This window comes from Paenibacillus sp. FSL R5-0908, from assembly GCF_038006245.1.
Taxonomy (GTDB): domain Bacteria; phylum Bacillota; class Bacilli; order Paenibacillales; family Paenibacillaceae; genus Paenibacillus_AQ; species Paenibacillus_AQ odorifer.
Genome location: NZ_JBBOUV010000001.1, coordinates 6550485 through 6565706, shown reverse-complemented (window position 1 = coordinate 6565706; position 15222 = coordinate 6550485). Strand labels below are relative to the sequence as shown.

Below are 15222 nucleotides of genomic sequence, written 5' to 3'. Positions count from 1 at the left end.
TTTCCTTATTTTTTATTGAAGGAGGAGATCAAACCTATCAAGTATTTCTTTTTTTCTCATTTTTGCAAACGTTTGCACAACACGATAAGCATAAAAATCGTAGCTGCACTAAAAATTATGAGGAGGTTATTTACTTGGTATCCAAACAATCCAGGCGTTATATTTCGTGGTTAATTATTTTTTCGCTCATTTTTAGTTTATTTGGTTTATCGGGTGGCGCATCGGCCAGTAATACGGATCATACAGTCACCTATAGCAATCCTACAGCGACAGCTGTGACCTTACATTGGACTACGAATAACTGGGCTAATACTATGGACACGGTGATGACCAAAAATGGAATCACGTTCACCGCCAACCTCAATGTTCAGGAAGGCGCCACCCTAATTTACTGTTATCACATCACGGCTCCAACGGATAGTTGGGACAATAACGGCGGGAAGAACTGGACGGTTGTTATTCCGGTTGCCGGGAAATACGAAGCAGAGAGTGCATCCCTGTCTGGTGGTGCAAAAGTAAATACGAATCACACCGGATATTCGGGCACTGGTTTTGTTGATGGATATACAACTACAGGAGCAGCCACCACTTTTAACGTCCAGTCTTCCGCAGCAGGGTCCTATAATGCCACGCTTCACTATGCTAATGCATCCGGCAGTGCCAAAAAGGTGTCCATTTATGTCAATGGAATAAAGGTTACACAGACAACATTAGCGAACCTGGCCAACTGGGATACATGGGCAGACCAAACAGAAACGCTCTCCTTACAGGCAGGAAATAACACGCTTGCTTATAAATATGACTCGGATGATAGCGGGAATATTAATATCGATTATGTGACCCTTTCGGCCGGAGCTACACCAACACCTACGGTAACTCCTACACCAACGCCAACAGTTACCCCAACACCTACCATAACACCCACACCAACGCCAACAGTGACGCCAACACCTACGGTAACTCCTACACCAACACCTACGGTAACTCCTACACCAACAGTAACGCCAACACCTACCGTAACACCCACACCAACGCCAACAGTGACGCCAACACCTACTTCAGCGGGGCTAACCGTTCACTTTAAGAAACCAGCAAGCTGGAATGCAGCGATTCGCATCCATTACTGGAATCTGAATCCGGCAACCGTTCCGACTAGTGGAGCGTGGCCGGGAATACTGATGAAATCGGACGGAAACGATTGGTATAGCTATACTGTTCCAAATGCTACAGGTGCAAGCCTGATCTTTAATGACGGCAATGGCAAACAGACGGCTGACTTATCTCGCAGCGTAAAAGAGGGCTGGTATAACTCAGATAACGTATGGTATGACGCCAATCCAGACGTTCCCAAGGTTCCGGTGATATCCGTCTCTCCTGCGCCCCAAACCTATGATTCTGCCCAAACGGTGACACTATCCAGTACAAATAGCGGCGATAAAATTTATTATACGACCAATGGCTCGACACCTACGACAACCTCAACGTTGTATACGACTCCAATCCAAGTCCCTTCATCTTTGACTATCAAAGCATTCGGCGTTAACTCTATAGGGCAAGCAGGTAATGTAGGCTCTTTTGCTTATGTGATTGATCTGAATGCCGATCTGCAAGCTCCGATTATCACAGCGAATCTGCCTGTTGGGAATTCAAGTTCAGCAGTTTCCGTATCTTTTAATATAAAAGACAACAAGGCGGCAACGACCACAGCATATTACACAGATAATGGTACGGAACCAACAACGAGTTCAAAAGTCTATATTTCAGGCAATGCACTGACTACTCTTGCGGGACCGTCTATCTTGATTAACAAGACGACAACCTTAAAATTCCTTGTGATCGATGGTGCCGGAAATGAAACTAAACAGAGCTTTGTTTATAACATTGGTAATAAGGGCGATTTTCGTGAAGATACGATTTATTTTGTAATTACTTCCCGGTTCTATGATGGCGATCAGAGTAACAACGAGCATGCATGGGAGGATGCCAAGGCAGGAAATCCGGACTCAGATCCAGCTTGGAGAGGGGATTTTAAAGGACTGATTCAAAAGCTCGATTACATTAAAGCCCTAGGCTTTAGTGCCATCTGGATTACACCTGTGGTGCAGAATGCCAGCGGTTATGATTATCATGGGTACCATGCAATAAATTTTGCGAAAGTAGATCCAAGATATGAATCCGCTGGGGCATCTTATCAGGATTTGATCAATGCAGCGCACGCGAGAGGGATAAAGGTTATTCAAGATATTGTCGTCAATCATACCGGTAATTTTGGAGAAGAAAATCTGTTCCCGATGTTTAAAAAAGATCCGACGGCGGCGGACACCGTGAGTAACATGCTCAAAATTACGGATAAACTGCCAGCTAACTATGATTCCATGACCCCTGATCAGCAATATCAGGCAAGACTCGCCTTAATGAAGACTGCGGAGACTAATAATAACATTTACCATACGGAAAAAAGTCTTTCTTGGGAGTCTTACACCGTCCAGACAGGACAGATTGCGGGAGACTGTGTAGACTTAAACACAGAAAATCCTCTAGTGAATCAGTATCTGATCGACAGCTATAATCAATATATTGATATGGGTGTGGATGCTTTTCGGGTCGATACTGTAAAGCATGTAAGCCGGTATATTTTCAACAAATATTTTGTGCCGGCATGGAAAACAAGAGGAGGCTCAGACTTCTTTGTCTTTGGGGAAGTGGCTACTCGGTACAGAGATGTCTGGAACAGTGGAATTCCGGCGATATCAACACCATTTTATACTTGGAAAAGCTCAAAATCCTATCCAGGTGATGGTCAAAATGATTACGCTTCCAACAAGCTATCGGTGGAGCAAGAGTGGGCAGATAACTCTACTACAGCAGGACAGCCTACCTCGAACAATGCATTTTTAACAGGAAATACTTATCATACGCCTGACTATTCGATGAAATCGGGTATGGATGTCATTGATTTTCCAATGCACTGGGCCTTCAAGACTGCTCAGGAAGCATTTAGTATGAGAAGCGGTGATCAATTCTATAATGATGCTACTTGGAATGTAACTTATATTGACTCTCATGACTATGCACCTGACCAGGCACCAGAAAATCAAAGATTTGCCGGCACACAGGACACTTGGGCTGAGAATCTCGCTCTGATGTTCACCTTCCGAGGAATACCTGCGATCTATTATGGTTCTGAAATTGAGTTCAAAAAAGGATCAGTCATAGATGTAGGTCCAAATGCGCCGTTAAGTACAACAGGCCGTGCTTACTTTGGCGATCATATTGAGGGTAGTGTTACTGTTCAAGATTACGGTAAATATACCAATGCTACTGGCACACTTGCAGACTCGTTAAATTATCCTCTGGCGAAACATATCAGACAACTTAATTTAATCAGAAGAGCTGTTCCTGCTTTGCAAAAAGGCCAATATTCTACAGAAAATGTATCAGGTGATTTGGCATTTAAAAGAAGATACACTGATAGTACCAAAGGAATCGATAGCTTTGCTTTGGTTACGATCTCAGGAAATGCAACATTCACTGGAATTCCTAACGGAACTTATGTGGATGCAGTGACTGGTGATACCAAAACCGTTACCAACGGTGTGATCACAATCAACTGCTCCGGTAAAGGAAATGCACGGGTGTATGTATTGAACGGTAGTGGTGGAATCGGAGAGTCAGGAACCTATCTGAAGTAGAACCTTGTATATTAGTTATCAAAAATAGCCTCAGTTCGGGATGAACCCGTACTGAGGTTACTTTATAGTACAGAATAGTTCAGCGAATAGTAGAAGACATCGAATTGTAGAAATTGAACTACATAAAACATGTAAACTAAACCATAATAGTCAATAAGCACGAATGAGCATCCGTCAGATGATAAAGTGTTGTATTTAAATCCGAAAGAAAGGAATTTGTATGAACATTTAGCGACTGACAACGATTATCATATTAGAATTATTATAAATAACTTGACAGGCCTTAATTTGGTTAATTATAATAATTATAAATAGTATCCACTCTATTCATAAATTAAACCCAAAGGAGATTAAACAATATGTCATTAATCGGAACAGAAGTACTACCATTCAAAGCAAGCGCATTTCAAGATGGGAAATTTATCGATGTTACAGAAGAAAACTTCAAAGGTAAATGGAGTGTAGTTTGCTTTTACCCAGCTGACTTCACATTCGTATGCCCAACTGAACTAGAAGATTTGCAGAACCAATATGAAACCCTCAAACAACTAGGTGTTGAAGTATATTCCGTTTCTACTGACACACACTTTACACATAAAGCATGGCATGAAAGCTCCGCAGCAATTGGCAAGGTGAAATACATTATGATCGGCGATCCTTCCCATGTGGTTTCCCGCAACTTTGATGTATTGATCGAAGCTGACGGTCTTGCTGATCGTGGTACATTCATCATTGACCCAGACGGTGTTATTCAAACTGTTGAGATTAATGCTGGTGGTATCGGCCGTGATGCTAGCTCTCTTGTTAACAAAATTAAAGCAGCGCAATATGTACGCAATCATCCAGGTGAAGTTTGCCCAGCGAAATGGTCGGAAGGTGCAGAAACTCTTAAACCAAGTCTCGATCTTGTAGGTAAGATTTAAGGAGCGAAAGCTAAATGAAACTAGATCAAGAAATAAAAGCTCAACTAGCGCAATACCTAGAACTCTTGGAAGGCGATGTAGTACTGAAACTCAGTGCAGGCGCTGACGAGGCATCACAAGAGATGACTGAACTAGTAGATGAAATTGCCAAAATGTCAGCTAGGATTACGGTGGAAAGAACCGAACTATCTAGAACCCCGAGCTTTAGTGTAAATCGTGTGGGTGAAGATACGGGTGTAACCTTTGCCGGAACTCCGCTTGGACACGAATTTACTTCATTAGTATTGGCACTGTTGCAGGTTAGCGGAAGAGCTCCTAAGGTTGAGCAAAGTGTAATTGATCAGATCAAAGGCATTAATGGTGAATATAAGTTTGAAACTTATGTTAGCCTGAGCTGTCATAATTGCCCTGATGTTGTACAAGCACTTAATCTTATGAGTATCTTTAATCCGGGTATTACCCATACGATGATTGACGGTGGAGTATTCAAAGAAGAGGTAGAAAGCAAAGAAATTATGTCTGTTCCAAGCGTCTACCTTAATGGTGAATTTTTCGAAAGTGGTCGTATGACGGTTGAAGAAATTTTAGCTAAAATGGGCAGCAGTGTGGACGCATCAGAGTTTGACAATAAAGCTCCATATGATGTGCTTGTTGTCGGCAGCGGCCCAGCTGGTGCAAGTGCAGCCATTTATGCGGCACGTAAAGGGATTCGTACAGGTATTGTTGCTGAACGCTTTGGCGGACAGGTCAACGACACGCTTGGTATCGAGAACTTTATTAGTGTGAAGTACACTGAAGGTCCTCAACTCGTAGCTAAACTTGAAGAGCAAGTAAAAGAGTATGGCATTGATGTAATGAAATTGCAGCGTGTCAGACGTCTAGACAAAAATGACTTGATTGAAGTTGAACTCGAGAACGGCGCTGTTCTAAAGAGTAAGACGGTCATTCTGTCTACAGGTGCTCGCTGGCGGAATATGGGCGTACCTGGTGAAGCTGAATTCAAGAACAAAGGTGTAGCCTACTGCCCACACTGTGATGGTCCTTTGTTTGCAGGCAAAGATGTTGCAGTTGTTGGCGGCGGTAACTCAGGTATTGAGGCAGCTATTGACCTTGCAGGTATAGTGAAGCATGTAACGGTTCTGGAATTTGCTCCAGAGCTCAAAGCTGATGCTGTACTGCAAGATCGTCTTTATAGCCTTCCTAACGTTACTGTTCTTAAAAATGTGCAAACTAAAGAAATTACCGGAACTGATAAGGTAAATGGTATTTCTTATGTTGATCGTGCGACAGAAGAGACTCACCATGTTGAATTGCAGGGTGTATTTGTACAGATCGGTCTGGTTCCAAATACAGAATGGCTAGGTGACACAGTTGAACGTACTCGTGTAGGTGAGATTGTTGTAGATAGCCATGGTGCTACTAGCTTACCAGGAGTATTTGCTGCTGGTGACTGCACTAATAGTGCTTATAAACAAATCATTATCTCGATGGGATCCGGTGCAACTGCAGCGCTAGGAGCATTTGATTATCTGATCCGTAACTAATCGATATTGTTAGTAACAGCAAGAGAACGAAAGCCCTCACTTTTCACAAAGTGGGGGCTTTTTTTATCTTTTGTGAGAGAAAAATGGGGATTTGTAAACTTTTTTGGAGGATTTTATGAAGATTTTCGCGAATACATATCTAAAATATGAATTAAACAAAATTAAATATTTAGATTAAATGCATGTATGTAAGGCATGATCTGGTTAGACTTGGTGCGCTATAAATAACGTTTTGCTGGAATGGAGACTATATTTCTGTGATTAACAACATTGAATCTTTAGACAAATTTATCTCACTTATACCTATTATAAAATTATCTATCCCCGCTGATTTATCAATAGCGATATGTGATTTGGAACGGTTCGTTGCTTATTTTCCTGGCGACACCATAAATTTAAATATTAACGAAGGACAACCTTTACACAAAGAAGAACCGCTTTACTTAGCGATACAAGAGAATCGTACCTTGAAGTCCGATGTTCCAGCCCACTTTTATGGATTTGAGTTTACAGGGACAGCAACACCTCTTCACGATCAAACGGGACAAGTCATTGGCGGGATTGCAGTTCAGATTCGAAGACAAAGTGAATTAAAAGCCATTGTAGAACAAATCTCGGAATCATTATCCCAAGCCAATGAGCAAATTAATAATATTTCCTATGGCGTAAGTTCACTTTCGGATCACTCTCAGGAACTACTCATTCAATCTCAGCAGGCTGGAAAAGATGTAGAGAATACAACAGAAGTCCTATCCATTATAAACAGGGTTGCTGATCAAACGAATTTACTCGGGCTGAATGCTGCAATAGAAGCAGCGCATGCAGGTGAGAAAGGTAGAAGCTTTGAAGTTGTAGCCAAGGAAATCCGGAAATTTTCAAGGGAAACCGTCGCCTCGACGCAAAATATAAATAAAACCATGTTACAGATCAAGGGAATTACGAATCAAATGGCTAATTCGATAGAGAAGATAGCAGCTATCGGCCAAGAACAAGCGGCATCTGTTCAGCATACTTCTACATTTATTGAAGAAATAAAAATAATGTCTCAAAAACTTAACGAGTTTGCTAATAAATTATAAATAGAGATTCAGTAGCAGTATTTTTGTCGCAATAAAAGAAAATTTTAAACGTATATTTAAAATCATGAATGGTATAGTAAGATAGTAATGAGTAATCAACATAGGAGGAATAAATTATGTCAACGCCGCACAATGCAGCACAAAATGGTGAAATCGCCAAAACAGTATTAATGCCAGGAGATCCTTTGAGAGCGAAGTATATTGCAGAAACCTATTTGGAGAACCCAACCCAATTTAATACGGTACGTAATATGTTTGGATATACAGGAACTTATAAAGGCAAAGAGGTTTCGGTAATGGGTTCGGGAATGGGAATGCCAAGTATCGGTATTTATTCTTATGAACTATACAAAAACTATGGTGTGGAAAACATCATTCGTATCGGTAGTGCTGGAGCATACACTGATAAATTGAATTTATTTGACGTGGTGTTGGCGGATAGCGCGTGGAGTGAATCTACATATGCCTATGTGCAAAGCGGTGTAGAAGGAGATATCCAGCTGCCAAGTAAAGAATTGAACGAAGTCATTGAAGCAGCAGCTACACGTATTAACAAGCCAGTTCTGACGGCGAGAATTCATTCCAGTGATGTATTCTATCATGAAGACAATGTGCCTGGAATTAATGAATTTTACAATGAACATGGCTGTGTTTGTGTAGAAATGGAGAGTTATGCGTTGTTCCATAATGCGAAAGTGTTAGGTAAACAAGCTGCATGTATTCTTACCATTTCCGATTCGTTAGTTACTCATGCTGTAACCACGGCAGAAGAAAGACAAAATTCTTTCAACGGCATGATGGAAGTAGCTTTAGAAGCAGCGATTTCTATTTAATAAAAAAGATTAAGCAGCTTAAAAAGTTCTACGAGCAAAAGCTTGAAAGCCTATTAAATTCAGGATTAAGTCCTGATATTTAATAGGTTTTTTTCTCATTTGTAAGGTTGTGGAAATGGATCGGTGAAGCGTGTAAATTATTGTTGTTTTTAATCAAAATTTAATGTTAAATTCGTAATAATTCTCTCGGATTATACCGATATAAAAATCAAACCAAATGGCTACAAATCTTAGAAAAGACATCTAATCTCCATATGGTGGAAGTATTTATATTTTGGTGTAATGCCAAAGGGGGAAAATTGTGATTAAGCGGAGTGGCAATCTTTTATTAGCAATAAGTTTAGTATTCTCTATCGTCAGTTCTCTGTTTATGCCTGCAGTAATTTATGCAGCACCCAGCAATAGCAATATCATAGATCAAAGCTCCACATCAGCTGGAAATTTGAGCAGTGTTGCATTTGGTAACAATGTTTTTGTAGCGGTGGGCCAAGGAGGGATATCTACATCATCAAATGGCGTAGATTGGTCTATCTCAAAAAAGGCGGGGAACCCCAAACTAACTTCTATTGTGTTCGCTAATGGGCTGTTCTTAGCTATTGATGGTAGCGAAAAGGCAGTATACAATTCACTCGATGGTGAAAATTGGACAAAAAAAACGTTAGCTATCACACCGGAAAGGTTGAAAGCGGTCAATGGAAAGTTTTTTGTATGGCAGTCAGTATATAAACCTGGCACCAATCCACCTTCTTATGATGTAACTCTACTACAATCCTCGGATGGCGTTAACTGGACAGACACAGGAATCACTTCTACCAATGCAATATTCGGAATGCAAAGCTTAACGGATATTGCTTATGGCAACAACAAATATGTGGTCTCTGCTAACAATGCTGTCTATTATACCTCAACAAATCTGATCAATTGGACAACGGTCACCTTAACCGATCTTGTGATCAACCACTATAATTCTAGTTGGCCTTATGTTACGAATGTAATCTATTTAAATAATCGTTTCTTTAGTTATATCGTGACTCCTTATGCTAAAAAAGTATTCACCTCTACAGACGGTGCTAATTGGACCGTTGATGCCTCATGGGATAACAAGCAATTTTATGGGGGAGGTTCTTTAAATGGGAGCTATTTGTTGTTTGGGCAGGGTGTAATTTATAAATCTTCTGCGGCTCCGCTGGACAGCACCCAGTGGACATCTTCGGATACCCATACAACAATGATGGTGAACAATATGGTTTACGGAAATGGCAAATATGTTGCTTCAGGGGGCAATGGCTTACTGGTTTCTTCTGACCTATCGGCGTGGAGTAATGTCAGCGGTAATCTGAAAAGTATTGCTAAGGATGGTAATGGCAATTATGTTGCCGTCTCATCCGGGGAATATGGCTCTATTTACAAATCTAATAGCTCCGCAGTATGGAACGATGTCACACCCTCCAAGCTGCCGGGAATGAATGCGGTCACTTATGGAGCAGGGAAGTTTATTGCGGTTACAGATAAAGAAAACTACAATCTTAACGCCAAAGTGGTGACCTCGACCAACGGTGATACTTGGACTATGACAGATACCGGAGTGCAGGACAATCTGACAGGTATTGCTTTTGGCACAAATCAGTATGTTGCTGTTTCCGATTATGGCGGAATTTATTCTTCAGTTAACGGAACCTCATGGACAGAGAGATTTAAAAATGGGGATTTTGCATTTAATACAGTAGCTTACTTGAATAATCAATTTGTAGCTCTTGGGATGAAATACAATAGTACTACTTATGAGCAAGAGAGCGTTGTTATCGCAAAATCATCAGATGGAATACAGTGGAATGTGCCCTTAGAGATTGGGTTCCCCAATACTTCTTTAAAGGGAATTGCCTATGATGGCAGAGCTTATATTCTGGTTGGAGAAGATACACTTAGCCAGCAGGCAGTAATTCTAATCACAGAAGATGTGGTAACTTTTACGAAGGTTACAATATCAGCTAGCGCACTAAATAATATCAGCTTTGGTAATGGAAGTTTTCTGGCTGTTGGATTGAAGGGGGAGTTATTCTCTTCGGCAGACGGATCCACGTGGACTCAGGAAATATCAGAGCTTACTTCTAATCTTAATGGCATTATTTACGATGGTACTAACTTTAAGGTCGTGGGGGATTATTTTACTAAAATGACCCTGAACCTAGGACCTACTCTTGCATATAGCATCACCGCCTCAGCGGCGACGTTGACACCTGTTGTAGGTGTAGATAATGGGATTACGCTGACCGTGAAAAATTCGCTGGGCGATACGGATACAACGTTCACCGGATCAAAAGAAGTGACGGTAACGGGTTATGGTGTTGCGCCGGACGGAACGTACGGAAGCTTAGGAAGCACCGCTTTAGCGGCTTCACCGAGCAAGATCAACGTTAATTTCGTTGATGGTGTAGCTCAGGTGAACCTGAAGCTGAATAAAGCGGGAGCACAGGCTGTTGTGTTCAGCCAAGCAGGCGTAACCTCGCCAGCGGCAACAGCGCTGAACATTGCACCTGTCGCAGGTAGCACAGCGACAATGAAGCTGACTACGGGCGTAAGTGCTCCGCAGGCTAACGGCGGCAGCTTCGCGCAGCAGCCAGTGATAACGCTGCTGGACCAGTTTGGGAATGTGAATATTGGCGACAACAGTACGGTTGTTACTGTGTCGAAGAAGGATGCAGGAAGCTGGACGTTAACGGGAAATACGACGTTGACGGCAGTAGCGGGCGTCATTTCCTTTACGGATCTGGGAGCTACGAATGCAGCTGGAATCACAGGAGCCCAACTGGCATTTGATGCGACAGGTCTTGCAGAGATCACTAGCGCTACCGTGAATCTTCCACAGCCACAGGGAGCGCAAAGCATTACCGCCTCAGCGGCGACGTTGACACCAGTTGTAGGTGTAGATAATGGCATTACGCTGACCGTGAAGAATTCGCTGGGCGACACGGATACTCTGTTTACCGGAACAAAAGAAGTGACGGTAGCGGGTTATGATGTTGCGCCGGACGGAACGTACGGAAGCTTAGGAAGTACCGCTTTGGCCGCTTCACCGAGCAAGATCAACGTTGATTTCGTTGAGGGTGTAGCGCAGGTGGATCTGAAGCTGAACAAAGCTGGCGCGCAAGCGGTTATGTTCAGCCAAGCAGGCGTAGCCACGCCAGCAGCAACAGCGCTGAACATTGCACCTGTCGCAGGTAGTACAGCGACAATGAAACTGACCACAGGCGTAAGTGCGCCGCAGGCCAATGGCGGCAGCTTCGCGCAGCAGCCAGTAATTACTTTGCTGGATCAGTTTGGAAATGTAAACATTGGCGACAACAGTACAGTTGTTACTGTGTCGAAGAAGGACGCAGGGAGCTGGACATTGACGGGAAATACGACGTTGACGGCAGTAGCGGGCGTCATTTCCTTTACGGATCTGGGAGCTACGAATGCAGCTGGAATCACAGGAGCCCAACTGGCATTTGATGCGACAGGTCTTGCAGAGATCACTAGCGCTACCGTGAATCTTCCACAACCACAGGGAGCGCAAAGCATTACCGCCTCAGCGGCGACTTTGACACCTGTCGTAGGCGTGGATAATGGCATTACGCTGACCGTGAAGAATTCGCTGGGCGATACGGATACAACGTTCACCGGAACAAAAGAAGTGACGGTAGCGGGTTATGATGTTGCGCCGGACGGAACGTACGGAAGCTTAGGAAGTACCGCTTTGGCCGCTTCACCGAGCAAGATCAACGTTGATTTCGTTGCGGGTGTAGCGCAGGTGGATCTGAAGCTGAACAAAGCTGGCGCGCAAGCGGTTGTGTTTAGCCAAGCAGGCGTAGCCACGCCAGCGGCAACAGCGCTGAATATTGCACCTGTCGCAGGTAGCACAGCGACAATGAAGCTGACTACGGGCGTAAGTGCCCCGCAGGCCAATGGCGGTAGCTTCGCGCAGCAGCCAGTACTTACTTTGCTGGATCAGTTTGGGAATGTAAACATTGGCGACAGCAGTACGGTTGTTACTGTGTCGAAGAAGGACACTGGAAGCTGGACGTTGACGGGGAATACGACGTTGACGGCAGTAGCGGGCTTCATTTCCTTTACAGATCTGGGAGCTACGAATGCAGCTGGAATCACCGGAGCCCAACTGGCATTTGATGCGACAGGTCTTGCAGAGATCACTAGTGCTACCGTGAATCTTCCACAGCCACAGGGAGCGCAAAGCATTACCGCTTCAGCGGCGACGTTGACACCTGTTGTAGGTGTGGATGATGGGATTACGTTGACCGTGAAGAACTCACTGGGCAATACAGATACAACGTTCACCGGAACAAAAGAAGTGACGGTATCAGGTTATGGCGTTGCGCCGGACGGAACGTACGGAAGCGTGGACGGCATTGCTTTGGCAGCTTCACCGAGCAAGATCAACGTTGATTTCGTTGAGGGTGTAGCACAGGTGAACCTGAAGCTGAACAAAGCGGGAGCACAAGCTGTTGTGTTCAGCCAAGCAGGCGTAACCTCGCCAGCGACAACAGCGCTGAACATTGCACCTGTCGCAGGTAGCACAGCGACAATGAAGTTGACTACAGGCGTAAGTGCGCCGCAGGCCAACGGCGGCAGCTTCGCGCAGCAACCAGTGATAACGCTGTTGGATCAGTTTGGGAATGTAAACATTGGCGACAACAGTACGGTTGTTACTGTGTCGAAGAAGGACACTGGAAGCTGGACGTTGACGGGGAATACGACGTTGACAGCAGTAGCGGGCCTCATTTCCTTTACGGATCTGGGAGCTACGAATGCAGCTGGAATCACCGGAGCCCAACTGGCATTTGATGCGACAGGTCTTACAGAGATCACTAGTGCAGTTATTGACCTTACCTGGCCTGAACTTGCTGCGCCAAGCATTGAGTCTGTAACAGCAGGGAACGGACATATTCGAATTACTTGGAGTCCCGTATATGGTACCGATAGTTACGCTGTATATCAGTCTACAGCTTCAGGTGTTTATGGAGCTGAGATAGCTACTATAAGTGGCTCTGAGAACAGTTATGATGCTGTAGGATTAATTAATGGAACTGCTTATTATTTTATTGTTAAGGCTGTTAATCCTGATGGTATCAGTGCGGCTTCCAATGAAGTAACTAGAACGCCTCAAGTTCCAGCACCGGGTGCGCCAATACTTCATTCACCTGTGGCAAGTAATGGCCTCATCGGCTTAACATGGGATCCGGTGAAGGGTGCGATTGGATACACTATATATCAAGGTATTACTTCCGGAATCTATGAGACCCAAGTGGCTACAGTAAGCGAATCCGTCTACAACTATGATGTGACAGGGTTAACTAATGGCCAATCTTATTATTTCGTAGTTAAGGCATCTAATCCGGGCGGGGAGAGTGCAGCTTCTAACGAAGTCAGCACGAAACCAAGAACATCACCATCTGCACCTACGGACTTAATAGCAGTAGCGGGAGATGGCGAGGCGACTGTGACATTTGCAGTTCCTGATTCGAACGGGGGAACTCCAATTACGAATTATGAGGTTACTGCTTCTCCGGGTAATATCGTAACAGTTGGGGCAACAAGTCCAATAAAGGTAACAGGTCTAGCGAATGGAACCACTTATTCGTTTACAGTTAAAGCGATTAATAGCGCTGGTAGTAGTGTAGCTTCTGAAGTTTCGAACTCCGTGACACCGAAGTCATCAACGGAGGTTGAGGTTACACCTACACCGCCAACACCAACGCCAACAGAATCACCGACATCAACACCGACTGCACCACCTTCAACAACTGCACCAACTGCAACAGCAGGATCCACTGCTACAGCTACAGCTACACCATCTAGTAGCATGGTTGAGGTATTGGTGAACGGTAAGGTTGAAAATGCCGGAACAGCAACGATATCTGAGCAAAACGGGCAGACGGTTACCACGATTGTTGTAGATCAGGCAAAAATAGAGCAACGTATCGAAAAGGAAGACCAGAATGCAATTATAACTATTCCTGTGACTGCGACTTCAGATGTGATTATTGGTGAGCTTAATGGCCAAATCATAAAAGATATGGAGCAGAAGCAGGCGCTGCTAATTATTCGTACTCCAAAGGGTACTTATACAATATCAGCAGCACAGATTGATATCAGTGCAATTTCAAAACAGTTTGGCACAGACATTGCTCTACAAGATGTGAAGGTGCAGATTTCAATTTCTGTTCCGACTGCGGATGTACTGAAAAGAATAGAAATGTTGGCAGCCAATGAAAAACTAACGCTGGTAGCTCAGCCATTAGATTTCACGGTGAAAGTTACTTACGCTGGAAATACTGTTGAGCTGAGTAAGTTTAAGACTTATGTGGAAAGAACTATTCCCCTTGTAGATGGTGTAGACCTTAAGAAGATCACAACTGGGCTAGTGCTTGAAACGGGGGGGACGATCCGTCATGTACCCACACAGATTGTTGCCATTGATGGCAAACACTTTGCGAAAATACACAGTTTAACGAACAGTACGTATTTTGTAGTTCAAGACTCACAGAACTTCAAGGATGTCGTCAACCACTGGGCTAAGGACATTGTCAATGAGATGGCTTCCCGTAAGGTTATTAATGGAGTCGGCGACGATTTGTTTAACCCTAATCAGGAGATTACACGTGCAGAATTTGCGGCGATTATCGTACGTGGATTGGGATTGAAGTTGGAAAGCGGGACAACATCCTTTACGGATGTAAAGGTCTCAGATTGGTATAATGATGCGGTGCAGACAGCTTACTCCTATAAGCTAATCAACGGTTTTGAAGATGGAGCGTTCCATCCAACAGACAAGATTACTAGGGAACAGGCGATGAGTATTATTGCTAAAGCAATGGTGATTACCGATTTGAAGACTAAACTTTCTTCCAAAGAAGCAAGCGAGCTGCTGAGTATTTACACGGATGCGAATGAAGCATCGGGCTGGGCGAAGAGTGGCATCGCAGACAGCCTGCAAGCAGGAATCATCACGGGCAGAAGTGGAAATGTACTTGCCCCACAAGCCTTCATTACGAGAGCAGAAGTTGCGGCTATCATCCAAAGATTGCTGCAACAATCAGATTTGATTTAATACACGGTTCTGGTTTGAGAGGATCCTTCATGCAGGAAGAGCT

At 43.8% G+C, this 15222-nt stretch carries 6 protein-coding genes; all 6 read left to right on the top strand.

From position 1 onward, the window contains the following. The first annotated feature begins 134 nt into the window (after positions 1-134). The gene (locus tag MKZ09_RS29660) at positions 135-3692 is read left to right on the top strand and encodes an alpha-amylase family glycosyl hydrolase (protein WP_076208628.1); all 3558 of its coding nucleotides are present in this window, start codon (positions 135-137) and stop codon (positions 3690-3692) included. A 359-nt stretch (positions 3693-4051) separates the two neighbouring features. Then, on the top strand, positions 4052-4615 hold the full coding sequence (gene ahpC, locus MKZ09_RS29655; protein ID WP_076138381.1) for an alkyl hydroperoxide reductase subunit C: 564 nt from the start codon (positions 4052-4054) through the stop codon (positions 4613-4615). 14 nt (positions 4616-4629) lie between these two features. Further along, positions 4630-6159, top strand: coding sequence for an alkyl hydroperoxide reductase subunit F (ahpF, locus tag MKZ09_RS29650; protein ID WP_076138382.1), 1530 nt, complete (start codon positions 4630-4632; stop codon positions 6157-6159). A 257-nt stretch (positions 6160-6416) separates the two neighbouring features. After that, positions 6417-7238 carry a methyl-accepting chemotaxis protein gene (locus tag MKZ09_RS29645; protein ID WP_076129804.1) on the top strand — a complete coding sequence of 274 codons (822 nt, stop codon included), beginning with the start codon at positions 6417-6419 and terminating at the stop codon, positions 7236-7238. A 116-nt stretch (positions 7239-7354) separates the two neighbouring features. Continuing rightward, complete coding sequence (deoD, locus tag MKZ09_RS29640; RefSeq protein WP_076138383.1) at positions 7355-8071, top strand: purine-nucleoside phosphorylase; 717 nt, start codon at positions 7355-7357, stop codon at positions 8069-8071. Between the two features lie 301 nt (positions 8072-8372). Next, a complete protein-coding gene (locus tag MKZ09_RS29635; protein WP_341041626.1) occupies positions 8373-15179 on the top strand; it encodes an S-layer homology domain-containing protein in 6807 nt (2268 codons plus the stop codon). Positions 15180-15222 lie beyond the last annotated feature (43 nt).

Excerpts from the sequence above, each read along its gene's own strand:
- ahpC (WP_076138381.1), top strand. The coding sequence starts at position 4,052 with ATGTCATTAATCGGAACAGAAGTACTACCATTCAAAGCAAGCGCATTT.
- ahpF (WP_076138382.1), top strand. The coding sequence starts at position 4,630 with ATGAAACTAGATCAAGAAATAAAAGCTCAACTAGCGCAATACCTAGAA.
- deoD (WP_076138383.1), top strand. The coding sequence starts at position 7,355 with ATGTCAACGCCGCACAATGCAGCACAAAATGGTGAAATCGCCAAAACA.